Source organism: Mycolicibacterium rutilum (genome assembly GCF_900108565.1).
Taxonomy (GTDB): domain Bacteria; phylum Actinomycetota; class Actinomycetes; order Mycobacteriales; family Mycobacteriaceae; genus Mycobacterium; species Mycobacterium rutilum.
The window spans coordinates 1,102,074-1,125,943 of record NZ_LT629971.1; the positions used below are offsets into that span (position 1 = coordinate 1,102,074).

The window sequence follows — 23,870 nt, forward strand, 5'->3', positions numbered from 1 at the left end:
CATGACCAACACCGAGCAGCCCAGCGCCGACGAACTGCGCGTCGAGGTGCGGGACTGGTTGCGCGACAACTGGGTTCCGCTGCCGAAGAACCCCGACCCGTGGGCGTCGTCGCCGGAACGGATCGCCTGGCTGGAGAAAGTACTCGAGGCCGGCTACGCGGTGCCGACCTATCCCGCCGAATGGTTCGGCCGCGGCTACTCCAACAAGCTGGCCAATGTCATCGGCCAGGAGTTCGCGGCGATCAAGGCGCCGGGCTCGCGGCAGGACAAGTACAACATCCCGGCCAACACCGTGCTCGCGCTCGGCACCGAGAAGATCAAGCACGACCTGTTGCGCGACTTCCTGATCGAACGCGCCCGCACCTGCCTGCTCTACAGCGAGCCGGGCGCCGGGTCAGACCTGGCGAGCGTGCGCACCACCGCGGTGCGCGACGGCGACCGGTGGATCGTCAACGGGCAGAAGGTGTGGACGTCGGGCGCGCTGACCGCCGACTACGCGCTGCTGCTGGCCCGCACGGACTGGGATGTGCCTAAGCACAAGGGCCTCAGCCTGTTCATCATGCCGATGAAGCAGCCCGGCATCGAGGTGCGCCCGCTGGTGCAGATCACCGGTGAGTCGCACTTCAACGAGGTGTTCATCAACGACGCCGTCGCCGTCGACGACTATCTGCTCGGCGGTGAGGGCAACGGCTGGCGGGCGCTGCAGACCGCGCTGGCCTACGAACGCTCGATCATGGGCGACAGCGGCCGCGGATCGCGAAACCGCAAGGCGGACAGCCTGATCGAGTTGGCCCGCGAGAACGGGGTCCTCGACGACCCGGCGGTGCGTTACCCGCTGGCCAAGGTGCTGGCGATGCGCGAGCTCAACAAACTCAACAACGCCCGCGCCAAGGCCTCGGCGAACCTGGGTACGTCGAGCTCGATCATGTCGCTCGGCAAGCTCGCGATGTCGAAGATCCTGCACACCGAAGCCGCGATGAAGACGCAGATCGTCGGTGCGCAGGCGCTGCTCGCCGGTCCGGACAACCCGGTCGCCGACGACGTCAACTTCCTCACCCTCAACGCGTTCTTCACCTCGATCGGCGGGGGCACCGACCAGATCCAGCGCAACATCATCGGCGAGCGCGTGCTCGGATTGCCCCGCGAACCCGACCCGGAGCGCGAGATCCCGTTCCGTCAGGCCCGCAGAAGCTGACCGCGGTGGCCGACGCACCCGCATACGACCCGCCGCTGCGCGGTGTCCGCATCCTGGACCTGACCTCGGGCCCGATGACGGCCGTCGGCCGCCTGTTCGCCGACCTCGGCGCGCACGTCACGGTGGCGAACCTGGCCGCGATCAGCCGCGACGACGTCGTCGGTCCGCATGTCGACGGCCTGGCGATCCAGACGGCGATCAACCGGCACGGGATGGCGTCGATCGACGTCGACCCGGCGTCCGCCGAGTTCGAGCAACTGTTGGCCGACAGCGACATCCTCATCGAGAACACCGCGCCCGGCTCGCTCGCCGAGGCCACCCTGGCGGTGCGCAACATCCGGCGCCAGCACCCGGCACTGGTGATCCTGTCGATCAGCGACTTCGGCCGCGACACCGACTACCGCACCTGGCAGGCCACCACCCCGGTGCTGCACGCGCTGACCAGCGAGCTGTCGCGGTCCGGGATTCCCGGCCGCGAGCCGGTGGTTCCGCCCGCCGAACTGCCCTATCTGGTGGCGGCGGCGCAGGCCGCGGTGCTGACCACCGCCATCTACCTGGACCGGCTGCGCACCGCAGAGGGCGACCTGATCGACTTCTCGGTCCTCGACGGCGCGATGCAGACGCTCGACCCGCCGTTCGGGTCGGCGGGCAGCGCGTCGGCGGGCGTGGCGGTCAGCGCGCAGCAGCGCGACTGGACCGCCGAACAGATGCGCTACCCGATCATCGCGTGCAAGGACGGCCATGTCCGGATCTGCATCCTGGCGAAACGGCAGTGGCGCGGCATGTTCGCCTGGCTGGGCAGCCCGGAGGAGTTCGCCGACCCGTCCTTCGACAAGCTCGGCAAGCGGTTCCACTCACCGGAACTGCTCGCGGCGATCACCCGGTTCTGCGCCGACAAGACCCGCGCGGAGCTGGAGGCGCAGGGACAGGCGCACGGCGTGCCGACCGCGGCGGTGCTCACCCTCGCCGAGGCGCTGGGCGCCGAACACTTCACCGCGCGCGGCTTCTTCCGCGATGTGGAGCTGGCTCCCGGTGTGGTGGCCCCGATCCCGGTGGGCGTCAGCGAGATCGACGGCCACCGGGCCAGCGCGCTGACCGAGGCGCAGACGCCCGCCGCGCGCCCCGCGGGTGCCCCGCTGCTGGGCACCCGCGCCCGCCGCGGCCAGGGCCTGCCGCTGGAGGGAATCCGCGTGCTCGACCTGGGCGTCATCGTGGTCGGCGCGGACACCGCCCGGCTGTTCGGCGACCTGGGCGCCGACGTCGTCAAGATCGAACACTCCGCGCACCCCGACGGGCTGCGGGTCGGCAAGCTCACGTCGATGACGCAGCCGTTCGCGGCCGGTCACCGCAACAAGCGCTCGATCGGCCTGGACCTGCGCACCGACGAGGGCCGTGCGCTCGCCCACCGGCTGGCCGCGAACTGCGACGTCGTGTTGTCCAACTACAAACCGGGCGTGGCCGAGGCGCTCGGCATGGACTACGCGACCCTGCGCCGGATCAACCCCGAGATCGTGGTCGTCGACAGCTCGGCGTTCGGTCCGACCGGGCCGTGGGCCAGGCGGCTGGGCTACGGTCCGCTGGTCCGCGCCGCCGTCGGGTTCACCCACCTGTGGGCGGATCCGCACGACCCCGAAACGTTCTGCGACACCGTCACGGTCTACCCCGACCACGTCGCGGCCCGGATCGGCGCGTTGTCGGCACTGGCGCTGCTGTTGCGCCGCGAGCGCACCGGCACCGGCGGGGCGGCAAGCATCTCGCAGGCCGAGGTGATGCTCAGCCACCTGGCCGCCGACATCGCCGCCGACGCGCTGGTGCGCGCCGGGCACACCCGCACCGATACGCCGACGCCCGACTATCCGTGGGAGCTGTTCCCCACCGCGGACGACGACGGCTGGATCGCGGTCACCGTCCGCGACGACGCCGACCTGCAGGCGCTGCGCTGGGTCATCGGGCTGCCCGGTGAGGACCGGGTGGACCCCGATGCGCTGCGCGCCTGGACGTCGCGGCGGTCCCGTTTCGAGGCGATGGAGCGCCTGCAGGCCGCCGGGGTGCCCGCCGGCGCGGTCATGCACGCCGACGAGCTGCCCGGTTTCGAGTACTACGAGCAGCGCCGCGGGTTCCGCGAGGAGCTGCACCCGTACGGGTCGGTGCCGTTCCGAATGGAGAACGTGCAGGTCCACTGCGATCATGTGGCCGACCCGCCGCTCGGCCAAGCACCGCTGCTGGGCGAGCAGACCACCGAGATCGCCGCCGAACTGCTCGGCCTGGACGCCGGCGAGATCGCCGACCTGTGCGCCCGAGGCATCCTGGAAATACCGGCGCTGGACGGCGCGCAGTCCTGACCTCGTAGCATTCGTGGGTAGCTCTACCACGCTCGAGTGCGGCAGGAATGGACATCGACTTCACCAGGCTCCGGTATTTCGTGGCCGTCGCAGACGAGCTGCACTTCAAGCGGGCCGCGGACAAGTTGATGATCACCCCGCCTCCGCTGAGCAAGCAGATCAAGCTTTTCGAAAAGGAGTTGGGCGGCCCGCTGTTCGAACGCGGCTACCACGAGGTGCGGCTGAGTCCGCTGGGTCAGCGGCTGATCGGACCGGCGCGCGAGATCCTGCGTCAGGTCGAGGAGTTCAAGACGACGGCCGTGCAGGGTGTGCGGGGCCTGGCGCCCATCCGGGTGAGCGCCACCGCGTACGCGCCGTCGGATCTGCTGACCCAGCTCGAGTCGGTGTTGGCGACGCTGCCGGAACCCACGCAGTTCGACGTGCCGGGGTCCGCGGCCGAGGTGACCGCGAAACTGATCGCCGGGCATGCCGAACTGGGGTTGATCCACCTGCCCGCCAGCGACAAACGCCTGCGGTACACGGTGCTGGCCAGCTATCAGGGCGCCATCGCGGTGCGGTTCGACGACCCGCTGGCCGAACGGGACCTGGTCACCATCGAGGAGTTACAGGACCGCGACGTGGCCATCGACGTCGCGCGGCCCAACCCGATGGTGCTGGCGGGCCTGACGCGCCAGCTGAACAACCGCGGCGTGCACAGCATCGTGCGCACGACCAACCAGCGCGGCGGCGAAGTCGAGATGGCCACCCAGGTGTTCAACCGTCACCTGGTCGCGATCGTGAGCTACGCACCGGAATCGTTCATCGGCAAGATGTTCTCACCGCCGGAGTTCAAGCTGATCCCCGTCGACGAAAGTACCTGGCCGCCAGCACGAATCGCGTTGGCGTGGGTGCCGGAGCGGCTGCAGGCCAGGCAGACCGAGGTCGAGTTCGCGGTCGAGCAGATCGCCGACCGGCTCGGACCGGTGCATCGCGGTGCCTGAAGCCTCGCTGACCGCCGCCCCCGAAGGGACCGACCCCGACGAACTGTTGATGTCGTTCGCCGGGTGGGCCGAGGCCAACGGCACCACGCTGTATCCCGCGCAGGAGGAGGCGCTGATCGAACTGGTCAGCGGCGCCAACGTCATCCTCGCCACGCCGACCGGTTCGGGGAAGTCGTTGGTGGCCACCGGGGCGCTGTTCGCGGCGCTGGCGGCGCGGCGGCGCAGCTACTACACCGCCCCGATCAAGGCTCTGGTCAGCGAGAAGTTCTTCGCGCTCTGCGACGTCTTCGGAGCGGCGAACGTCGGAATGCTGACCGGCGACGCCGCCGTCAACTCCGAGGCGCCGATCATCGCTTGCACCGCAGAGATTCTCGCCAACATCGCGCTGCGTGAAGGAGCCGACGCCGATATCGGCCTGGTGGTGATGGACGAGTTCCATTTCTACGGTGATCCCGACCGCGGCTGGGCCTGGCAGGTGCCGCTGCTGGAGTTGCCGAAGGCGCAGTTCCTGCTGATGTCGGCGACGCTCGGCGACGTCACGTTCCTGCGCGACGACCTCACGCGGCGCACCGGACGGCCCACGGCGCTCGTCGCCAACGCTGAACGTCCCGTGCCGCTGTTTTTTTCGTATGCGACGACGCCGATGCACGAGACGATCGGCGACCTGCTCGACACCCGGCAGGCACCGATCTACGTCGTGCACTTCACCCAGGCGTCGGCACTGGAACGCGCGCAGGCACTGATGAGCGTCAACGTGTGCACCCGGGAGGAGAAGGCCACCATCGCCGAGCACATCGGCGCGTTCCGGTTCTCCACCGCGTTCGGTTCGACGCTGTCGCGGCTGGTGCGACACGGCATCGGTGTGCACCACGCCGGGATGCTGCCGAAGTACCGGCGGCTGGTCGAACAGCTCGCCCAGGCCGGCCTGCTCAAGGTCATCTGCGGCACCGACACCCTCGGCGTCGGCATCAACGTGCCGATCCGCACCGTGGTCTTCTCGGCGCTGTCCAAGTACGACGGTGTGCGCACGCGGCTGCTCAACGCCCGCGAGTTCCACCAGATCGCGGGCCGGGCCGGCCGGGCCGGCTACGACACCGCGGGCACGGTCGTCGTGCAGGCACCCGACCACGAGGTGGAGAACCTCAAGCAGTTCGCCAAGGTTGCCGACGATCCGAAGAAGCGCCGAAAGCTGGTGCGTCGCAAGGCACCCGAGGGCATGGTCCCGTGGAGCGAGTCGACCATGACCCGGCTGGTCGACGCCACCCCGGAGGCGTTGACCAGCAATATGCGCGTGTCCACGGCGATGATCCTCGACGTAGTGGCCCGGCCCGGTGACCCGTTCGCGGCGATGCGGCGGCTGCTGACCGACAATCACGAACCACGCAGGCGACAGCTCCAACACATCCGCGAGGCCGTCGGCATCGCCCGCTCGCTGTTGCAGGCCGGCGTGCTCGAGCGGCTCGACGAACCGCAGCCCGACGGGCGCCGCTACCGGCTGACCGTCGACCTGCCACCGGACTTCGCGCTCAACCAGCCGCTGTCGACCTTCGCGCTGGCCGCTGTCGAGACGCTCGACCCGGAGTCGGAGACCTTCGCATTTAACGTCATCTCCGTGATCGAGGCGACGCTGGAAGATCCGCGGCAGATCCTGGCCGCGCAGCTGAACAAGGCCAGAGGCGAGGCGGTGGCCGCGATGAAAGCCGAGGGCATCGAGTACGACGAGCGCATCGAGCTTCTCGACGATGTCAGCTACCCCAAGCCGCTCGAGGAACTCCTCACCCACACCTTCGAGGTCTACCTGCGGAGCAATCCGTGGGCCGCCGACGGCCGGCTGTCGCCGAAGTCGGTGGTGCGCGAGATGTGGGAGCGCGCCATGACGTTTCGCGAGTATGTCAGCGAGTACGGGCTGACCCGCTCCGAGGGCGCGGTGCTGCGCTATCTGTCCGACGCTTACAAGGCCCTACGGTCGGGTGTGCCCGCCGCGGCCAGGACCGAGGAGTTCACCGACATCGTCGAGTGGCTCGGTGAGCTTGTCCGTCAGGTGGATTCGAGCCTGCTCGACGAGTGGGAACAGCTGACCAGCCCGGATCAGCCGCACGACGTGCCGGTCGCGATGTCCGCGAAGCCCCGACCACTGACCGGCAATCAGCGGGCCTTCACCGCGATGGTGCGCAACGCGTTGTTCCGGCGGGTGGAACTGTTCGCCCGGCGCCGGTGGTCCGAACTCGGCGAACTCGACCGGGGCTCCGGGTGGACGGCCGAACGCTGGGCCGAACTCGGCGACGAGTACTTCGCCGAGCACGACGACGTCGGCACGGGCCCCGACGCACGGGGCCCGGCCATGCTGATCATCGAGCGCGAACCCGACGTGTGGCGGGTCCGCCAGATCCTCGATGACCCTGCCGGAGACCACGATTGGGGATTCACGGTCGACGTGGATCTCGCGGAGTCCGACGAGGCCGGCGCGGCGGTCCTGCGGCTCACCGACGCGGGTCGGCTTGACTGAGCGCCTGCAGCGATTCGCCGAGGCTCCACACCGCCACACCGATCAGCACGAGGTCCTTGAGAAGAAACTGCCCCGGCAGCCCCGACAGCACCGGGATCGGGCCGGCGTGTGCGGACACCACGCCCGGCGTGGTGAACAGGAAACTCAACGTCCCGAGGAACAGCACGATCGCCATCGCACTGCCGACCGCCGAACTGCGCGCCGAAAACGGCCGCACCGCAATGAGAACCGCGGCGATGATCTCGGCGGATCCGAGCGCGACCGCCACCTGCTGCACGCTGAGGATGTCGTAGATCCAGCTCATCAGCGGGCTGTGCTCGATCAGCGTGCGGCTCTCCATCTTCACGTACTTGCCGACACCGATCCACGCGAGCACCACGACCAGGCCGTACCGGCAGATCACCTGTCCGGCCGCGGTGATGCGGGCCGGTGTCACGGGCGTCATGGCGGCTGTGCTGGTCAACGTTCCTCCTGCGTTTCGCCATTGTCTGCGCGGACGGCGGCCAGCAACCCGTCGAAGTCCTCGGCGCACGGGCCACACGCAAGCAGGTGCGCCAGCAGCCCCGGATACCGCTGTTCGCGTTCTCCGGCAGGCAAATCGACGTAGATGTGCAGAACCGCCACCGCCTCCTCACATCCGACGTCGCGTGGATCGGTGTCGAGGAACCGGTTCAGTCGGGTCCAGTCGGTCACGTCTTGTCCAATGCCACGCGGTTGGTCAGATACTCATTGGCGACGAGGAAGTCGCGGATCTTACGTCGCGCCTCGAAAACAGTTTTGTAGATGGCGTTCCGGTTGGTTCCGAGCCTGTCGACCAGTGCGTCGAGCGGGATGCCGCGCAGCACGATGTCGACGAACATCTGGCGTTGGCGTTCGGTGAGCGTGGTCTCCACGGCTTGGCGGATGGCGGCGGTCAGTTCGGCGGCTTCGGCGTGCTCGCTCGGGTCGACGCCGAACCGCTCCGGCAGCCGGTTCCAATCCTCGACATCGAGATCCGGCGGCGGGTTGCGCCAGTAGTGCCGCCCGATCTTGTTGGCCACCTCGAGGATCACGAACTTGTAGGCCCAGGTGGTGAAGCGGCTCTCGCCGCGAAACGTCGCCAGCTTGCCCAGGATCGCCATCGTCGCGTCCGACGCCGCCTGCGCGGCGATATCGTCGAGTTCGGTGCCGGTGATGGGGGTCTGGCGACGTCGGACCTCGCCGTGCGCGACCCGCAACGACTGCGCGTGCAGATCAGCGATGCCGGTATCCCGCTCGGTGCACGTGGCGTCGAGTATCCGCAGCCATTCGCGCGACTCGGCGTCCACCTCACACTCCCTTGCTGTCCGTCGCGGGCCTGTCGATTATTAGCGACGCGATCTGCCGGCGTCTTACCTGCCGAGCGGAATTTTCTTCTCCGCCGCCTCCCACAGCTGATCCGCAGGTAAGGCGAGCGTCGGCGCCCGGCGCTAATTCCATATGGCTGTTCTGCACCCCGGTAACCCGTTTCCCCCTCTGTCCATCACGCCGCCCGGCGCCGATCCGGTGCAGGTGCCGGACGTCTTCGACGGCTGGTTCGGTGTCGTGCTGTTCTACCGCGGCGCCTGGTGTCCGTACTGCGTGGCGCAGCTGCGCGCGTTCCAGCGCGCCACCGATGCGCTGCACGACGCCGAGGTGGCCGTGGTGGCGTTGTCCGTCGACGACGAGGCCACCACCGCGGACCTGATCGCCAAACACCGGCTCACGTTCCCGATCGGGCACAGCGCCGACGCCGCCGCGCTCGCCGAACTGACCGGAGCGTTCGTCAACGCCGACCCCGTGTTTTTGCAGTCGACCGGCTTCGTCTTGGATCCGCAGGGCAAAGTGGTGATCAGCGTGTACTCCAGCGGCGCGATCGGCCGGCTCGTTCCCGAGGACGTCGTCGCGCTGGTCCGCTACATCCGGCAGCACTGAATGTTCGCCGTAGCGCGGTCGGACCGGTGGCATTTCGTCAGTCCGGACGGTGCGTCGTTCCTGTCGATCGGTGTCGTGCACGCCGACGACACGAACCTGCGCTATCGGCACAACATCGGTATCTTCACGGCGCGCTACGGCGGCTCCCGGCAGCGGTGGCTGAGCGAGGGCCTGGTCCCGGAGATGACGTCGTGGGGGTTCAATACCCTCGGCTGGACCTCGGAGTACGTCAGCGGCTCAGGGCTGGCTACCGAAGCCGACGTCGTCGACCTCGGCCACTCTGCCGGTCTACCCGCCGACGACGTTGCCGCGCTGGGCATTCCGTACACCTTGTCGATGCGCATTGCCGAGATCGAACAGTGGAACGGTCACCCGGCCTACCGCGATCCACGGACGCCGGCCTTCGCACAGTGGTGCGACCATCTCGCCAGGACCGTGTGCCGTCCCGACGATCCGAATCTGCTGGGGTATTTCCTGGTCGACGTGCCGTGCTGGGATCGCCATCCCTCGGGCGCGGGTTGGCCACCGGACGAGCTCGCGTCCATCGCCGACGCCTACTACCGCACCGCGACCGGGGCCATCCGGCGCCACGATCCTCATCACCTGATCCTCGGGGACCGCTACGGCACCCGGCGCGGTGTACCGGACGCGGTGCTCGACGCGATGGCGCCCTACGTCGACGTGCTGTCGGTGCAGACGTTTCCCGGCCCCGACCCGCGCCGGTTGGACGCGGCCTTGAAGCTGATCGAGCGCTGGCATCACCGCACCCGGCTGCCCGTGCTGATCGCCGACACCGGGAACTGGTGTCCCACCACGATGAGCCCCGACCGGACCGGTTCGTTCCGCGACCAACGAGAGCGAGGCGCGGGTTACGTCGCATCCGCCGAGGAGTTCACCGCGCGGCCGTGGTGCCTGGGCTGGCACTGGTGCAGCTGGCTGGAGAATCCGCATCGCGGGTTCGGCCTCAAGGATCCGTGGGACGAGCCGTACCGGGAGTTGACCGACCTGGTCACCGAGACGAACCACCGGCTGAGGGGCGCCGCGTGCCGCACCAATGCCCGGCGGCGCGCGAGTCGATGATGACCAGATCCCGACGGTAGTTGGCCAGCCCGCCACTGTCGGACGGCGCAGCGAATCGGCACCGTGTGGTCATGACCACCAACACAAACGTCGCCGATCCCGCGGTGTGGAACCTGCCGGATTCGGAGATCTGCACTGCAGCACTGCAACTGGTGCACAATGTCTCGCCGGCGTTCCTCGCCAACCACTGCGTCCGCAGTTATCTGTTCGGGCGCGAACTGGCCACCGCACAGGGCCTCCGCGCCGGTGCCGACTACGACGAGGAATTGGTTTTCCTCGCCTGTGCGCTGCACGACCTCGGCATCACCGAGTACGGCGGCGGCAGCCAGCGATTCGAGGTCGATGGCGCCGACGCCGCGGTCCGCTTCCTGCGCGAGCACAACGTCACCGAAGACCGGCTCACCCCCGTGTGGCAGGCCATCGCCCTGCACACCAGTGTGGGGTTGGCGCATCGGTTCGGACCTGAGCAGTCCGTCACGCACTTCGGAATCAGCCTGGACATCAACGGTTTCGGCACGGAGCAGCTGCCGCCCGGTTTCGCTGAGCGAGTGCACGCGGCATTCCCGCGCCACGATCTGGGCTACGCGATCACCGACCTGATCGCCCAGGGCACCGCGGCCGACCCAACGAAGGCGCCGCCGTTCTCGTTTCCCGCACACGTGCACGAGCTGATCAACGGCGGCAGGCTGACCTTCCTCGACGTGGTCGCGGCCTCACCGTGGGGTGACCGACCCCGGTAGCGACATTCCCTGGTGTTGTCCGCGCGCAACACGATCCCGATCGCGGGCTCGACGATCGTCGCATGACGATGACACACCACACCCCCCAACCCCGTCGGCGCCGGCACGCCTGGCCGATCTGCGCGCGCACCGGCAAGCGCCGACTCGGTGAGCGCAAGGACGTCAAGCTGGTTCTCCAGGATGCCCGCCACACCCGGGCACACGCGCAGCTGCGCGACTCCACTTCCGCGTGGACAGTTGTCCGCGGCTACCGGTGCGAGCACTGCAGCGGTTGGCATCTCACCTCACAGCCCGCACGCACCTGATCGCGACCCAAGGAAAGGCCGCCCCCTGTGGGCGGCCTTCTCGTTGTCAGGAGTCGATCCTGATTCGCGTTGTCCGGTTGAGCGCCGCGGTCGCCGGATCCACCACCGGTGGATTCGCGGTGTAGCCCAGTCCCTCACAACGGACCTGCGCCGGGTCGACACCGAGCGTGTCGACGAGCAGACGTTCGACCCTCCGCGCACGCGCGGTCGCGAGCGCAACATGGTCGAGCCAGCCCGTCGGACCATTGGACGTCGTGCCCGACACGGTGACGCTCCGCGTACCGTCACCATTCAGATAGTCGGCCACCGGTCGCAGTGCGTCGGCGGCCGCGGCCGGGTCGGCGAGTTCGTCGGTGTCGAGCCCGAATCGCAGTTCGCTGTTTCCGATGAATCGGAGGGTCTTGCCCACCGGCGCCATCACCGCATCCGGCTCGGGCGTCACGGGGTTCACGGTGTGCCGGGTCTCGGGTCCCGGCTCCGTGCGCGGTGTCGGAACCAGGTCGAGTCGGCCCCCGCACGCGGCGATGACGGCCTGCCAGATCTTGCCCACCTGGTCGACCTGCCGAAGGGACAGCTTCTGCTGCGGTTCGACGCCGTATCCCGCGCCGTACATCGTCATGCTGGTGCCGGCGAGACTGGCCGGGCAGCCACCGTGTGCAGCCAGGAAGTCGGCGACCTCGCCGGGGTCTGCTGCGGTCATTCCGGGCCTGGTCATGTCGACGGCGCCACTGTCGCTCAGCCCGTTGTCGACGATGAGCACCCGCGTGGTCGAACCGGTCTGCCGTCCCTGGTCGGCGGCCATCGTGAGAGCGGCCAAGAGGTCATGGTGTTCGGAGGATGCCTCGGCGGTCTGCACCGCGGTCAGCACCGTCGAGTGGGCGACGGTGAGATCGTCCTGATATGCCTGCGGATTGGCCGACTCAGGCTGTCCGTCGTTCAGCGACCAGGTCGCCGATCGGAGCACCAGTCGCGGCCGCCCTTCGGCGGTCACCACGCTGATCGGTGTGGTCGACCTGATCGCCGATTCGACTTCGCACGCCGCGGCCACCGGCACCGACGGCGACGAGGCGCCCTGATGGACCGCGACAACGAGCACCAGCGCCGACGCAGCGGGAGGACTACATGGCGGACCCGCCGGGCCGAGCTCGGTTGGGGAGCAAGCTGTCAAAGAAGCGATCGCATACACCGCGAGGGCGCAGAACCGTGAAACATGCTGTGCTGTCATAGTTCCCACTGAACCACCAGGTACGCGCCCGCTGTTGTGCGAGCGCAACACCCTAGCGGGCGCGAAGCGCAACGACTCGGGCACCGTAGAGCGCGGCGGTGATCACCGAGATCAGAGCGGTGATCGCGGCGAGCGCGAGCACCACGTTCGGCCACCCCGATTCACTCGGGATCAGGAACGGGTACGGCACGGTGAACCTCGTCGTCGCCCCGGCGATGCTCACGGCCGCGAGATACAGCGCAGCCCAACCGTATGCCGACACCATCCAGGTTCCCAATCCTCGCTGCGGCGGCCGCACCAGCAGCTCGGCGACGACGAGCACCGGCGCCACACCGTGCAGGAGCACGGTGGCCGTTCTCACCCACCCGTCGTCCCAGGGCTGAAACCAGGTGCCCGTCGGCGTGGCGGGCGCGATCACCACTGCGAAGATCAGCGCGGACAGCACAACACCGACCGCACCGGCGATTCTGAGCCGGTTCACGGCGGCGCGCTCCGGCCACGCCAGAGAAGCGGCCGCGGCCGCGCCTGTGAGCAAGGCGGAACAGATTGTGAAGTACACCAGCGGAAACCGCGGATCTGTCGACTGTACGAACTGGCAGGCCACACCGAGCATCTCGGTGCCCACGACACCGACGGTCAGCCAGCGTGATCCCCTCGCCACTGTCCTCACGATGGGGCCGCGGTCCAGCGACTCATCGTGGCGCGGGCCAGATGGGCGACGTCGGGCAGCGAATGCCAGAGCGCGTGTCTGCCGTGGACGACGATGTCGTCGGTCGCAACGCCATCGTCACGGCACTGCTGTGCGAACCGGGCGACGTCGCAGCACCCCGCGAGCCTGCTGCGAGCGCCATGCACCAGCTGCATGGCGAATCGGTGTGTGCGGTGCGCGCGCTGCACATCGACCGCCAGATATCCCCGGCTGAGCGCGAACCCGAGGTGAGCGAGATCTGTACGGGACTGCTGTGGTGGCGTCTCGTCCCGCCTCTGCAACGGGATGACCACCTGCGGGATGTCGTTGTTGCGGTCGAGATACTCGTCGAGCACCTTGTCCTCGTTGCGGGTCGCATGCACCAGCCGTGGCAGGTTCCACCGCTTGACCGCGACGGGCTCGACCAACGTGAGGTTGTCGACCCGCAGGGCCTGCGAGCCGGCGGCCGCGGCGGCGATGCTTGAGCCCATCGAATATCCGACGATTGTGACCGGCCCGCGGCCCAGGTCCGGCTTCGCAGTCAGCGCCACCGCGACCATTCGGTCAGCGACCGCTGTGAAGTCGCCTCGGCGTAAGGCCCGCCGCTCCGAGCTGCGGAGCCGCCCGGAACCGTATCCGCAGCCCGGCGCGTCGACGACGGTGACACGGGCGTCCCAGATCTCCGACAGGAGCGTGAACCGCTGCAACTCGAACGCCTCGACACATGCCAGAAAACCCATGAACATCAGTACTTTTCGCGGAGCATCAGGTCGGCCGAGGGTGGCGAAACGCAGGCCGTCGACTTCACCGACGGTCACCGTGCCGCCGGTCACGGGCCGATCTCCGTGCCGGTGCGTTCGCGGTAATGCCGCAGGGCGGTCCGCACGTCGGCGGCGGTCAGGAACTGTCCGCACTCCGGTCGGGCACCGAGGAAATCAGTGAATGGGTTGAAATGGTCCCAGTGCGAGAGATCCTGCTTACGACGGTCCGCACGGATCTCCGCCTCGTCCACCATCGGCCAGTCGTCCCAGCTGATCACCTCGTCATCGATGGAGAATCCGTAGTACATCTCGGCCAGCAGCACCTGCCAGCCGGCCAGAAACGCGGCCAACCGGTGCCGGTGCACGGTGATTTCGCGTCCGGTGATCTGCTGCAACCGCTCACCCAGTCGGGCCGTGAAGCCGCCGGGACCGTAGTTGCGTCGAGTCAGTGTGGCCATCGCCCCGAGCCAGTCGAGGGTCTCGACGCCCTGGTGCGTCTTGTTCATCAGCTGATCGAACAGCGCGGTGGAATGCTTGACGACCGGCCACAGTGGATTCAGGTGCAGCGGGTCCCGCGGGTTGTCCAACTCGGCAACGAGGTTGGCGACGTGCTCATCGGTATCGCGAAACCTGTTGACGTCCATGGGTTTCGCGCCGAGCCACAGGCTCGCGGCGCTAGTGTACAGCGGCGCGTGGGTGGCGGACGTGTCGATCAGTGCCCAGGTGGCGACGCCCGGCAGGTTTCGGTGCACCCAGTCGAGGACGCCGAGTCCGGTGGACAGCATGTAACCACGCCCGCCCGAGTCCTCGACGCGGACCTGCTTGTCGGCGACGACGTCGGCGCGGGTGGCGTTGAGGTCACAGTCGGCGAGCACGCCGCTGAACTCGTCACCTCGTTCGCTCAGAATCTCGATCGCCCGGCTCGGCGCGTACGCGGGGGTGAACACGATGTCGGAACTCGACCCTCTGACCCGGGTGGCCACCGGTTTGTAGCGGCCGTCGAACCGGCCGAGGTCATCGTCGACGATCAGGTACCGCCGCGTCACAGTTCCTCCAACTCGAAGACCTCGCCCACCTTGACTTCTGGTGTTCGGTCCGACCAGGTCGCCACGATGGCCTTGGCGCCGTGCGGGCTGCCGGTCTGACGCAGATCACCGCCGTACTGATCGCGCAGCACCGCGCGCAACGACGTCAGCGATCGGCCCGGCTCGCAGAAGTGCTCGATGACGGGCAGGTGGTCATGCACGGCGACGGTGTACTCAATGTCCCGACCGGATCCGGTCGAGAACGCCTCGATCACGAGGTCGGTTGGTCTGTTCCGGAATTCGTTCTTGGACAACGCCTGCGCGACGTTGAGGCACAGCGCAGCGGTGACCTTCTCCGCGATTGCCTGGTGGCGGTCGTCGCCACCGGACCAGTCGATCGCGTACGTCACCGAAGCGTACTTGGTCGCGTCGTACTCACCGAGGATCTTCTTGGCAAGATCGTTGAGCGGCAGTGGTTTGCGCGAGGCATTGATCGGCGCGCGGGCGATCAGATGGGTGACGATCGCCGGTATGGCGCTGAGCTGCCCCTTGAGCGCGAGCGGCACCGCGTCGATGTTCTGCAGCTCGAATATCGGGCCTTTGACCTTGTTCATCTCGGTGTGCGTCAGGTCGGTCATGTCGAGACGACCGTCGGTGATGGCCTCGCGCGCGGTCGGCACCGCCGCGGCCAGCACGCGGTCGTGGTTGCGGATCGTCGAACCCAGCTGCAGGGTCAACAGCGAGCACAGGTAGGCGATGGGGACCATCGCGTCCTGCCAGCGGCCGTGGCGGACCGACAGTGCGACGAGGGTGGCCACCACGACAAGGGAAATCGCCGGCGCGTACGGCCGCACCCAGTGCATGAACGGCGGCATCGTGCTGTTCTCGGTGTAGTTGGGCGGGTCCAGGAAAGCGTTCGCCAGACCGGTGTTGAGGTAGACGATCGCGGCCGCCAGCGCGGCGATCTTCACCCAGCCGGCGTCGCCGCCGGCGGGAGCGAACGCCACCGCCGCGACATTGAGCGGGCATCCGACGGTGCCGAGCAGCCCGGTGACGTTGAGCAGCTTGTTCGGATGATTCTCCTGCACGATGCCGGTCATCATGTTGACCCACGACAACCTCGACCGCGATTGGACGTCGAGTGCATAGGGCTCGAGGTAGATCTCCAGTGACACCTGCGCGATGGCCGGCCACAGCATCAAGGCCATCACCCACCACGCGGTGTCGAGCCACAGCAAGGCGGCGATGATCACCACCAGCATCGCGGCACGCGTCACCGGTAGCCGCAGCCGGTCATACAACGCGACGCGGTCCTTGGTCACCTTGGCATGCCAGAGGCTGAACGTTGCGGGCGCGACCAGGTCGACGACCAACTGCCGCCACGCCGACGACCGTCGTGTCTCGTCGTCGGGCAACTTCCACCAGGCATCGCCCGCGGCCACGTCTCGACGCGACTGCGCGGTCACGAAGTGGCGTCTGAGCAACGTTGCGACCGGCATCGTCGCCCTCCCCTCAGTGCTCATCATCGGCTCCATCATGGCGCGCCCGCGGGTTGCGCGGGTGGTCGGTGCTGGCCACACCGAGCACCGCGGTGCTCGCCGTGGCGATGCCGAACCGGACCAACGCGAGCTGCTTGAGCCGATCCACCAGCGCCTGCTGCGTGACCTTGGCCAAGGCGCCCTCGCCGGTGATGGCGGCGAACGTGTGTGTCGCGTTGGTCAGATTCATTGCCAGCCGGTGCAGTAACGCCTCGTCGTCGATCAGCGCGGCACGTGCCGGCATGAGCTGGCGGTGCGCGGTCAGCTTCTGGTCGAAGACGTCGTTGCGTGCGCAGTAGAAGTCCACCATCGCCAGCAGTCCCGTCACGGCGTAGAGGCCGAGGAAGACGTAGGCGGCCATCTGCGCCGTGTCGACGGCCGGGTTCGCGGTGACGGCACTGCCGCCGTCGTAGCCGACGGCCGCGGGACCCGCCAGTCCCGCTGCGTGCCTGCGGGCGGCGGTGATCAACAACCCGACCGCGGCCCACACCGCGATCAGCACCGCCGCCGCGAACCCTTCACGCCTGCGCAGTCCGGGATCACACACGGCGCCGCGCAGCAGCCAACCCGCGCGCGCCATGGTCAGCGCGGTGAGGATTCCGATGACGTAGGAGATGAACGCCACGTGGTCGGCATGCCCACGCAGGATGTGGTTCAGCGCGGGTTGCATCACCTGTGCGTCCATCACGGCGCCGACGACGACGGCCGCCCCGAGCGCGACGATCAGTATCTTGTGACCGGCGCTGCGCTGCGTCAGGTACGCCAGGCGCGGTTCGGTCCAGCCGGTCGCGGTCATGCCACACCTTGTTCCGGGGTTGAGGGTACGACCATCAGGCCGGGCGTCCGGACCGGCGCCGAGAGGTCGGGGTGTCCGAAGGCCGCGGGATCGGGCAATGCCCCGGGTCCGGCGTCGACGGGCGGCGGTGCGCCGGTTCCGGACAGCACCGCATCGGCCCGGTCGACGACATCCTGCAGCGCGGCGACGCGGCGGCGTTGATGTACCAGGCGGACGTTGACCAGGGCGTAGTTCTGGGTGATCTCGGCGATCAGCACGCGTTGAAGATCCAGGCGGCGCAGCGTTTCGGCGTCGGTCCGGGCATGCCACCCGGGTAGGTGCTCGTCGAGCCAGCCGTTGAGTACGTCGGCGATGAATTCGTCGACCACCGGCGCGGCGGCCTCGACAAGGTTGAGGGTTTCGGTGGCGGTCGTCGCTTCGTCGGCCGCATCAACCGCCATCACCGGGTCGAGCGGGCGGTACTGGTCGGGCCGTTCGATCCGCATCGACAACGTGTCGTGGGACTGGCCGACATCACTGAGATTGACCTTGCGGGTGTCGAGCGGGACTTGGGGTTCGGGCGTTCGGCGACGAAACCAGGAAAATGACATGCGGTGATGGTGCCGTCTGCGTGCAGCGAGCTGTTGCGCGAAAACAACACCCTCTGTTGTGTTGTCCCGGCGCAACACCAGTCTGGCGGGAGGGGTTGTCATCGTCGGCATGACAACCAGCAACGAGCGGCCGATCCGCACACCACGCCGAGTCCCCCACACCCGCTCCTACGGCTTACTGCTGCGGCTCGCCGACCGCACGGCCGGCCGCACCGACCGCCGGACGCTGTCCACCGCGGCGCCCGGCAGCGGCACTGCGCTGATGTCCAGATTGCAGGCCACGTTCGACGAGAACGACCGCAGCCTGGTGGTCCGCTTGCGGGAGGTCTGTGAGCCTTCGGCGCGACGGCTGCGAGAGCTGCTCGACGAAGCGGATCGACTCAGCGCAGTGATCGACCGGCAGCGCAGCGCGCTCGCGGCCACCACCCCGCCCACCGCGGCGGACCTCGCGCACCGCAACGGCGGTGAACTCCACCTCGACGCCGAGGCGGTCAGCACTCGCCGACTCCGCGAGCACCGCGCCCGCGTCGACGCAACGAACGCTGCTCTCGAAAGCGCGCAGCGGCAGCGTAACGCCGTTCTCGTCGAAAGTGTCAGGCACACGGCCCGACTGGTCGAGCAGTTCGAGTTGGCCTGCACGGTATCCGAGCAGTTGCGTCACCACTACAACCGCCGGTTGGCGACTTACGCACGCGCTGCTCGCCTCGCGCCGGGCGCCACCCCGTCGATCACGGTGCCGGAGTGGACCACACGACCTTGCCCGTGGTTACCGCACAACGCGCAGGTGTCGAAATGACGTGCACCAGAGACGGACACGGCTTCATCACGGCGGTGTGCGCCCGGCCGGCGCTGTCCGAACGTGAGGTCGAAGTGCTGCTGAACTGGTTGCGCACCGGCAGCAAGGCATCTGTGGGCAGGGCGCTCTACATCTCGTCGAGCACCGTCAACACCCACCTGCAGCGGATCCGCGAGAAGTACGCCGCGGTGGGCCGGCCGGCCCGGTCGAAGGTCGCGCTGGCCATCCGCGCGATCCAAGACGAATTGCTGACCATCGACGACCTCGCCGACTTGCCGGCCTAGCCATCGGACGCGACGACTCGTCGTCAGGGCGCGATCGACGCGCGCAAGGCCCCCAGCGGCGCGGCGGTGAGAGCCGAATCGGCGGCGTCGAGGCCGACCGGATCAGACACCAACGATGCCCACGGGTAGGCGTCGCGGGTCCGCTGCAGGAAGTCGACGGCCAGTTCGAGGTGGTGCCGTTCGTAGTTGTGCACGCCGGTGATGGTCCACCAGCCCCGCACCACGGCCTCCGGGTCGACGGACAACGGCGGGCCCGGCAGTACGGCGCCGGCCAGCACCAGTATGCCGCCGACCTCGAGCCGGTTCAGCGCGGCGGCCGTTGCGGGCGCCGATCCCGAGAAGTCGATCGCGACGTCGACCGGGCCGCCCGAATCGGGGACAGCGCCGAATCGTTCGGCCAACAGCACCCGGGCCCGGTCGATGTCGGTGATCGCCACTTTGGCGCCCGATTCGGTGCACGCCGCCGCGGCGGTGACCCCGAGCATGCCGGCGCCGACGATGAGCACCCGCTGACCGGGCAGGGCGCCCGCCGCTTCCAGCGTGGCCATCACCGTGGCCGTCGCGCAGGCCGCGGGCGCCGCGACCTTGTCGTCGAGTGTGTCGGGGATCCGTTGTACCGCAACCCCTGCCGGGAGCGCGATGTGCTCGGCGTAACCGCCCGACAACGGCCAGTCACCATCGAACGGCTCGTGCCCGACTTTGCGCACCGCGTGGCATTTCGCGGTGCGCCCTGATCGGCAGCGTGCACAGGCGCCGCAGGTCGAGGTGACCGACCAGACCACCCGGTCGCCGACGCGGATGTCTCGCTGCGCTCCGGCGACGACCACCTCGCCCACCGCCTCGTGCCCGAGCACACTCGGGCAGGGGCCGCCCCGACGGCCGGCGACGGTGTGCAGGTCGCTGCCACAGACGGTCGCCAGCCGCACGCGCACCAGCGTCACGTCGGCCTCCTGCGGCAGCGCCACGTCGCGGACCTCGACACCGGTTCCCGTCCAGACGGCAGCCCTGCTCACACCAGTCGCGAGCGGATCCATCCCGACAACCTCTCGATGGTGTAGACGATGGCGAAGATCACCAGCACGATCGCGCCGGCGACGTCGAAGTTCAGGGTGCGGATCGACTCGAAGAGCAGATATCCGATACCGCCGGCACCGACGACGCCCAAGATCGTCGATGTGCGCACGTTGACGTCCAGCAGATACAGGCTCGAGCCGACCATCGCCGGAATCGCCTGCGGTATCACCGCTGCCGCCAACGTCTTCCACCACCCGCCGCCGACCGATCGGACCGCTTCCATCGGACCGGAGTCGATCTCCTCGACGGCGTCGGCCACCAGCTTGGCCAGGAACCCGACCGACCCGATCGCCAGGGCGCAGGTGCCCGCGATCGGACCCAGCCCCAGCGCCGCGACGAAGACGACCGCCAGGATCAGTTCCGGAACCGCCCGCACCGCCACGATCCAGGCCCGGGCGGTCCAGTAGCAGGCGCTGTTCGGGGTGACGTTGCGCGCCGCGAGGATTCCCACCGGAATGGACAGCACCACGCCGATGGCGGTCGACACCACGCCGATCGCGATGGTCTGCAGCGCGGCGTCGACGAGTCCGGCGCCCAGCGCGTCGAAGTTCGGTGGGATCATCCGGGTGAACACCTCGACCGAGGGACCCACCCAGGTGACCAGCGAGACCGGGTTGATCTTCAACACGATCAGCGCCGCGACGGTCGCACCGATCAGGCCGACAGACAACGCAAATCGAGCCAGCCGGTCGCGGACGGGATCGGAGACCGACGGGCTGAGCAGGATCCGCCGGATGCCGATCGCGACCAGTTCCATCGCGACGATGATCGCCAGGATCACCAGGACGATTCCCAGCGCCCGCGGATAGATCAGTCCGCGCAGTGCGTCCTGCAGGGCGAACCCGATACCGCCGGCGCCGACGAAGCCCAGCACCACCGACATCCGCAAATTGATGTCGATGCGGTAGACGAACGCGCCGATCCAGGCGGGCACCACCTGCGGCACGACGGCGTTCAACATCTCGCGCAGATAACCAACGCCGGTGCTGCGCAACGTTTCCCGCGGACCGGCGTCGCTGGCTTCGATGGCGTCGGCGAACAACTTGCCGAGCATCCCGATCGAGTGCAGGCCCAACGCGAGGATGCCCGGTAGGATGCCGATACCGAGCGCCCGCACGAACAGGACCGCGAACAGCAGGTCCGGCATCGCGCGGCAGAACGTGATCACGGCGCGTGCGACCGTGTACACCGCCGGGTGCGGAGTGGTGTTGCGGGCGGCGAGAAATGCCAGCGGTACTGAGGCGATCGCGGCCAGGACGGTGCCGAGCACCGCCATCAGGAGTGTCTGCACGGCCAGCACACCGATGCGGCCGGGATCGTCGAGCCGCGGCGGGACCATGCGCTCCAGCAGCGCCGCCACTTCGTCGATGCCGCCGAACAGAGCAGTGGGGACGAAGTCGATGTACCACGCCGACAGGAGCGCCACGACGACGGCACCGACGGCCACCGCGTGCAGCACACCGGGCAGTCCGGTACGGGACGTCGTGGCGCGCTCGGCCAGGGGCGTGCTCACGGTGTCCGGGTGACCGGGCGATCGACCTCGGGATCGACGCGTTGGTAGATGCCCATCACGTCGTCGCGGTTCAGTCCCACCGCGGGCCGGTCCAGGACCTTGCGCCCGTTGCGTAGCCCGACGAGCCGGTGCGCCCAGCCGAGCGCGAGGTCGACCTGGTGCAGCGTGCACACCACGGTCAGCTTCTCCTCGATGCAGATCCGGAACAGCAGATCCATGACGACGCCGGCGTTTTCGGGATCCAGCGACGCGACCGGTTCGTCGGCGAGCAGCAGCGCCGGACGCTGCATGAGCGTGCGGGCGACCGCGACCCGCTGCTGCTGTCCGCCGGAGAGCGTGTCAGCGCGCCGGGCGGCGAAGTCGGCAAGGCCGACCCGGTCGAGATGGGCCAGGGCCTCCGCGCGCATGCTGCGCGGATAGGTCAGCGCGCCGTACCGCGGCAGCGTCAACCGACCGAGACCTCCGATGAGGACGTTCTCCAGACAGCTCAGCCGGCCGACGAGGTTGAACTGCTGGAAGACGAATCCCACCCGACGGCGCAGCGCCCGCAGTTCGGCGCCGGACGCCTTGTCCACGCGGGTGCCGCCGACGTTGACCTGACCCGCGGTGACCGGGTGCAACCCGTTGAGGCAGCGCAACAACGTCGACTTCCCCGAGCCGGAGAGCCCGAGCAGCACCAGCAGTTCGCTGCGGTGCACGTCGAGCGAGACGCCGTCGAGTGCCACCGTGTCACCGAACCGCTTGGTGAGGTTACGCACCGCGACCACGACGTCGTCGCCGGCGACCGCGTGCCCGGGTTCGACGACGTCCACCTCGGTCAGCCCTTGCACTTCTCGGAGCCGGTGATCTCGCAGACCTTGCGTACGCCGTCGTAGGCGGAGTCGTCGACCGGCACCACACCCCAAGCACGTTCGTCGGTGATCAGGCAGTCGTCACCGGTGCAGTAGCCGGCCGCTTCGAAGGCTTTCGCGTTGGCGTTCTCGGTGAAGATCGATTTCAGCTTGCCGATGGCGTCGGGTCCCAGGGAGTCGTTGGCCGCGAACACCGAGCCGGCGATCATCTCCGACTTCCACACCGTCTTGAGGTCGCCGGGGGCCAGATCGCCCTTCGCGACCATGGTTTCGTCGACCATGCTGTCGAAGGCGAAGCCCGCGTCACAGTCCCCGTTCTTGATGGCCAGCGCCGAGGCGTCGTGACCGCCGGCGTAGATCGGGGTCATGGCCGCCGAGATGTCGGCTTCTGATCCCGATTTGATCACGCCCGCCTCGATGAGTCCGGCCGACGGGTAGAGGAAACCGGAGGTCGAGCCGGGGTCGACGAAACACACCTTCTTGCCGGCGAAGTCGGGCAAGCCGTTGATGGCGGCGTTGTCGGAGCGGGCCAGTCCGTAGGACTGGTACCCGGGGTCGGCTCCCTCCTCCTCGATCACGGCGCCCAGCGGGCTGATCTTGGCCCCGTTGATCTTTGCGACGACGTAGGCGAAGGGGCCGAAGAACGCGAGGTCGACGTTGTTGGCGATCATGCCCTCGACGACACCGGCGTAGTCGGAAGCCTGCACGAATTCGATCGTCGATCCGGTCTCCTTTTCCAGGAGCTTGATCAACGGTTCATAGCTGGCCCGCATGTCGGTGGAGTTCTCGGCGGGGATGGCGGCGAGCGTGATGGTGTCGGGGAACCCCGACGCATTCGAGCCGCCGGCGTCAGATTCGGACTCGTTACTCGAGCATCCGGCCAGGGCCAGCGCCATACAGGCGGTGGTGGCCATGACTCGGGCAGCGTGACGTAACAGCATGGGAAACAATCCTTTTCGGCTTCGGTTACTTGAGTATCTGGGGCAGTTCGGCGATGGAGCCGAGCACGTGCGTCGCGCCAGCGGCGTGCAGAGTCTGTGCGTCGTGGGCCCCGGTGAGTACGCCCGCGATTACACCGGCGCCCGCACGCAACCCGCTGGTGATGTCGTTGGCGGTGTCACCGGCGACGGCGACGTTGCGCACGTCGTCGACGCCCGTTCGCATCAGCGCGGTCAGCACGAGATCCGGACTCGGTCGGCCGCGCACGCCCGGTCCGGGGGCGAGCACGACGTCGGCCACGTCATTCCAGCCGAGAGTGTCCAGGACGCGCTGCTGGGTCGCCGGGCTGAACCCGGTGATCAGCGCGATCCGCAGCCCGGCGTCGCGCAGTGCCGAAATCGCCTCGGGGGCACCGGCGATCGGTTTGACTCCCCCTTCGATGAACCGCTCGTAGGCCTTCTCGAAGGCGGTGTTGGCTTGCTCGGCCAGTCCGTCGCTGCCGAACAGGCGGGTGAAGACATCGATCTTGGAGTAGCCCATGGTGTCGAGGACGTACTGGCGGGCCGCGTCGCGTTGCTCTCCTTCGGCCGGGACGCCGACGGCGGTGGCGGCCTCCTCGAAGGCGCGCATCACCAGCCCGTCGTCGCTCACCACGGTCCCTGCCATGTCCAGGACGACTAGTTCGATGTGCATGTCTTCACCTTCGGATG

General features: G+C 68.3%; 25 protein-coding genes. 10 read left to right on the plus strand and 15 right to left on the minus strand.

What is annotated here, in order from left to right:
- The first annotated feature begins 1 nt into the window (after window position 1).
- From BLW81_RS05300 to BLW81_RS05315, 4 genes are read left to right on the plus strand one after another with little or no spacing between them, the layout of a single operon-like run.
- Window positions 2-1,195, plus strand: coding sequence for an acyl-CoA dehydrogenase family protein (locus BLW81_RS05300; RefSeq protein WP_083406306.1), 1,194 nt, complete (start codon window positions 2-4; stop codon window positions 1,193-1,195).
- 5 nt (window positions 1,196-1,200) lie between these two features.
- On the plus strand, window positions 1,201-3,537 hold the full coding sequence (locus tag BLW81_RS05305) for a CaiB/BaiF CoA-transferase family protein (protein ID WP_083406307.1): 2,337 nt from the start codon (window positions 1,201-1,203) through the stop codon (window positions 3,535-3,537).
- A gap of 47 nt (window positions 3,538-3,584) precedes the next feature.
- The gene (locus BLW81_RS05310) at window positions 3,585-4,517 is read left to right on the plus strand and encodes a LysR family transcriptional regulator (protein WP_083406308.1); all 933 of its coding nucleotides are present in this window, start codon (window positions 3,585-3,587) and stop codon (window positions 4,515-4,517) included.
- Between the two features lie 49 nt (window positions 4,518-4,566).
- Window positions 4,567-7,023 carry a DEAD/DEAH box helicase gene (locus BLW81_RS05315; RefSeq protein ID WP_235632287.1) on the plus strand — a complete coding sequence of 819 codons (2,457 nt, stop codon included), beginning with the start codon at window positions 4,567-4,569 and terminating at the stop codon, window positions 7,021-7,023.
- Here the strand turns inward: BLW81_RS05315 and BLW81_RS05320 are convergent.
- From BLW81_RS05320 to BLW81_RS05330, 3 genes are read right to left on the minus strand one after another with little or no spacing between them, the layout of a single operon-like run.
- A complete protein-coding gene (locus BLW81_RS05320) occupies window positions 6,998-7,468 on the minus strand; it encodes a YkgB family protein (protein WP_083406310.1) in 471 nt (156 codons plus the stop codon). The genes BLW81_RS05315 and BLW81_RS05320 overlap by 26 nt on opposite strands.
- 14 nt (window positions 7,469-7,482) lie before the next feature.
- Window positions 7,483-7,716 (minus strand): hypothetical protein, encoded by a 234-nt coding sequence (locus BLW81_RS05325; RefSeq protein ID WP_083406311.1) that lies wholly within the window; start codon window positions 7,714-7,716, stop codon window positions 7,483-7,485.
- Complete coding sequence (locus BLW81_RS05330) at window positions 7,713-8,330, minus strand: sigma-70 family RNA polymerase sigma factor (protein ID WP_083406312.1); 618 nt, start codon at window positions 8,328-8,330, stop codon at window positions 7,713-7,715. The genes BLW81_RS05325 and BLW81_RS05330 overlap by 4 nt, the downstream gene beginning before the upstream one ends.
- Window positions 8,331-8,481: 151 nt before the next feature.
- On the opposite strand from BLW81_RS05330, the gene BLW81_RS05335 reads away from it, so the two are divergent.
- From BLW81_RS05335 to BLW81_RS05350, 4 genes are all read left to right on the plus strand, one after another.
- Complete coding sequence (locus BLW81_RS05335; protein ID WP_083406313.1) at window positions 8,482-8,955, plus strand: peroxiredoxin family protein; 474 nt, start codon at window positions 8,482-8,484, stop codon at window positions 8,953-8,955.
- Window positions 8,956-10,035: a glycoside hydrolase 5 family protein gene (locus BLW81_RS05340; protein WP_083406314.1), complete on the plus strand. Its 1,080-nt coding sequence runs from the start codon at window positions 8,956-8,958 to the stop codon at window positions 10,033-10,035.
- 71 nt (window positions 10,036-10,106) lie between these two features.
- Window positions 10,107-10,775: an HD domain-containing protein gene (locus BLW81_RS05345; RefSeq protein WP_083406315.1), complete on the plus strand. Its 669-nt coding sequence runs from the start codon at window positions 10,107-10,109 to the stop codon at window positions 10,773-10,775.
- 62 nt (window positions 10,776-10,837) lie between these two features.
- Entirely contained in the window at window positions 10,838-11,080 is a 243-nt protein-coding gene (locus BLW81_RS05350; RefSeq protein ID WP_083406316.1) for a hypothetical protein, read from the plus strand.
- A 46-nt stretch (window positions 11,081-11,126) separates the two neighbouring features.
- Here the strand turns inward: BLW81_RS05350 and BLW81_RS05355 are convergent, their stop codons facing one another.
- The 7 genes from BLW81_RS05355 to BLW81_RS05385 form a co-directional block, all read right to left on the minus strand.
- Window positions 11,127-12,176 (minus strand): OmpA family protein, encoded by a 1,050-nt coding sequence (locus tag BLW81_RS05355; protein WP_157897595.1) that lies wholly within the window; start codon window positions 12,174-12,176, stop codon window positions 11,127-11,129.
- Window positions 12,177-12,357: 181 nt separating this feature from the next.
- Window positions 12,358-12,966: a Pr6Pr family membrane protein gene (locus BLW81_RS05360; RefSeq protein WP_157897596.1), complete on the minus strand. Its 609-nt coding sequence runs from the start codon at window positions 12,964-12,966 to the stop codon at window positions 12,358-12,360.
- Between the two features lie 5 nt (window positions 12,967-12,971).
- The gene (locus BLW81_RS05365; protein ID WP_083406319.1) at window positions 12,972-13,826 is read right to left on the minus strand and encodes an alpha/beta fold hydrolase; all 855 of its coding nucleotides are present in this window, start codon (window positions 13,824-13,826) and stop codon (window positions 12,972-12,974) included.
- Entirely contained in the window at window positions 13,823-14,800 is a 978-nt protein-coding gene (locus BLW81_RS05370; protein ID WP_083406320.1) for a hypothetical protein, read from the minus strand. Before BLW81_RS05370 ends, BLW81_RS05365 begins: the two co-directional genes overlap by 4 nt.
- Complete coding sequence (locus BLW81_RS05375) at window positions 14,797-16,278, minus strand: hypothetical protein (RefSeq protein WP_083406321.1); 1,482 nt, start codon at window positions 16,276-16,278, stop codon at window positions 14,797-14,799. Before BLW81_RS05375 ends, BLW81_RS05370 begins: the two co-directional genes overlap by 4 nt.
- Before the next feature lie 13 nt (window positions 16,279-16,291).
- Window positions 16,292-17,113 (minus strand): hypothetical protein, encoded by an 822-nt coding sequence (locus BLW81_RS05380; RefSeq protein ID WP_083406322.1) that lies wholly within the window; start codon window positions 17,111-17,113, stop codon window positions 16,292-16,294.
- Window positions 17,110-17,844, minus strand: coding sequence for a hypothetical protein (locus tag BLW81_RS05385; RefSeq protein WP_157897597.1), 735 nt, complete (start codon window positions 17,842-17,844; stop codon window positions 17,110-17,112). The genes BLW81_RS05380 and BLW81_RS05385 overlap by 4 nt, the downstream gene beginning before the upstream one ends.
- Between BLW81_RS05385 and BLW81_RS05390 the strand changes: the two genes are divergently transcribed.
- Both BLW81_RS05390 and BLW81_RS05395 read left to right on the plus strand, forming a co-directional pair.
- Entirely contained in the window at window positions 17,813-18,499 is a 687-nt protein-coding gene (locus BLW81_RS05390; protein ID WP_083406324.1) for a hypothetical protein, read from the plus strand. The genes BLW81_RS05385 and BLW81_RS05390 overlap by 32 nt on opposite strands.
- Window positions 18,496-18,783, plus strand: a complete 288-nt coding sequence (locus BLW81_RS05395; protein WP_083406325.1) for a LuxR C-terminal-related transcriptional regulator — start codon at window positions 18,496-18,498, stop codon at window positions 18,781-18,783. The genes BLW81_RS05390 and BLW81_RS05395 overlap by 4 nt, the downstream gene beginning before the upstream one ends.
- A 23-nt stretch (window positions 18,784-18,806) precedes the next feature.
- Here BLW81_RS05395 and BLW81_RS05400 read toward each other — a convergent pair whose 3' ends face one another.
- The 5 genes from BLW81_RS05400 to BLW81_RS05420 are packed head-to-tail and all read right to left on the minus strand — an operon-like array spanning window position 18,807 to window position 23,853.
- Window positions 18,807-19,817, minus strand: a complete 1,011-nt coding sequence (locus BLW81_RS05400; RefSeq protein ID WP_083406326.1) for a zinc-binding dehydrogenase — start codon at window positions 19,815-19,817, stop codon at window positions 18,807-18,809.
- A complete protein-coding gene (phnE, locus tag BLW81_RS05405) occupies window positions 19,793-21,370 on the minus strand; it encodes a phosphonate ABC transporter, permease protein PhnE (protein WP_083406327.1) in 1,578 nt (525 codons plus the stop codon). Before phnE ends, BLW81_RS05400 begins: the two co-directional genes overlap by 25 nt.
- Entirely contained in the window at window positions 21,367-22,191 is an 825-nt protein-coding gene (gene phnC / locus BLW81_RS05410; protein WP_407662334.1) for a phosphonate ABC transporter ATP-binding protein, read from the minus strand. Before phnC ends, phnE begins: the two co-directional genes overlap by 4 nt.
- Entirely contained in the window at window positions 22,188-23,162 is a 975-nt protein-coding gene (locus BLW81_RS05415) for a phosphate/phosphite/phosphonate ABC transporter substrate-binding protein (protein WP_083406328.1), read from the minus strand. Before BLW81_RS05415 ends, phnC begins: the two co-directional genes overlap by 4 nt.
- A gap of 25 nt (window positions 23,163-23,187) precedes the next feature.
- The gene (locus BLW81_RS05420) at window positions 23,188-23,853 is read right to left on the minus strand and encodes a phosphonatase-like hydrolase (protein ID WP_083406329.1); all 666 of its coding nucleotides are present in this window, start codon (window positions 23,851-23,853) and stop codon (window positions 23,188-23,190) included.
- Between the last annotated feature and the right edge of the window lie 17 nt (window positions 23,854-23,870).

Coding starts and splice junctions, on each gene's coding strand:
- BLW81_RS05300 (WP_083406306.1), top strand. CDS start 2: ATGACCAACACCGAGCAGCCCAGCGCCGACGAACTGCGCGTCGAGGTG.
- BLW81_RS05310 (WP_083406308.1), top strand. CDS start 3,585: ATGGACATCGACTTCACCAGGCTCCGGTATTTCGTGGCCGTCGCAGAC.
- BLW81_RS05315 (WP_235632287.1), top strand. CDS start 4,567: ATGTCGTTCGCCGGGTGGGCCGAGGCCAACGGCACCACGCTGTATCCC.
- BLW81_RS05320 (WP_083406310.1), bottom strand. CDS start 7,468: ATGACGCCCGTGACACCGGCCCGCATCACCGCGGCCGGACAGGTGATC.
- BLW81_RS05335 (WP_083406313.1), top strand. CDS start 8,482: ATGGCTGTTCTGCACCCCGGTAACCCGTTTCCCCCTCTGTCCATCACG.
- BLW81_RS05340 (WP_083406314.1), top strand. CDS start 8,956: ATGTTCGCCGTAGCGCGGTCGGACCGGTGGCATTTCGTCAGTCCGGAC.
- BLW81_RS05345 (WP_083406315.1), top strand. CDS start 10,107: ATGACCACCAACACAAACGTCGCCGATCCCGCGGTGTGGAACCTGCCG.
- BLW81_RS05350 (WP_083406316.1), top strand. CDS start 10,838: ATGACGATGACACACCACACCCCCCAACCCCGTCGGCGCCGGCACGCC.
- BLW81_RS05375 (WP_083406321.1), bottom strand. CDS start 16,278: ATGCCGGTCGCAACGTTGCTCAGACGCCACTTCGTGACCGCGCAGTCG.
- BLW81_RS05380 (WP_083406322.1), bottom strand. CDS start 17,113: ATGACCGCGACCGGCTGGACCGAACCGCGCCTGGCGTACCTGACGCAG.
- BLW81_RS05390 (WP_083406324.1), top strand. CDS start 17,813: ATGACAACCAGCAACGAGCGGCCGATCCGCACACCACGCCGAGTCCCC.
- BLW81_RS05395 (WP_083406325.1), top strand. CDS start 18,496: ATGACGTGCACCAGAGACGGACACGGCTTCATCACGGCGGTGTGCGCC.
- BLW81_RS05400 (WP_083406326.1), bottom strand. CDS start 19,817: ATGGATCCGCTCGCGACTGGTGTGAGCAGGGCTGCCGTCTGGACGGGA.
- BLW81_RS05415 (WP_083406328.1), bottom strand. CDS start 23,162: ATGCTGTTACGTCACGCTGCCCGAGTCATGGCCACCACCGCCTGTATG.
- BLW81_RS05420 (WP_083406329.1), bottom strand. CDS start 23,853: ATGCACATCGAACTAGTCGTCCTGGACATGGCAGGGACCGTGGTGAGC.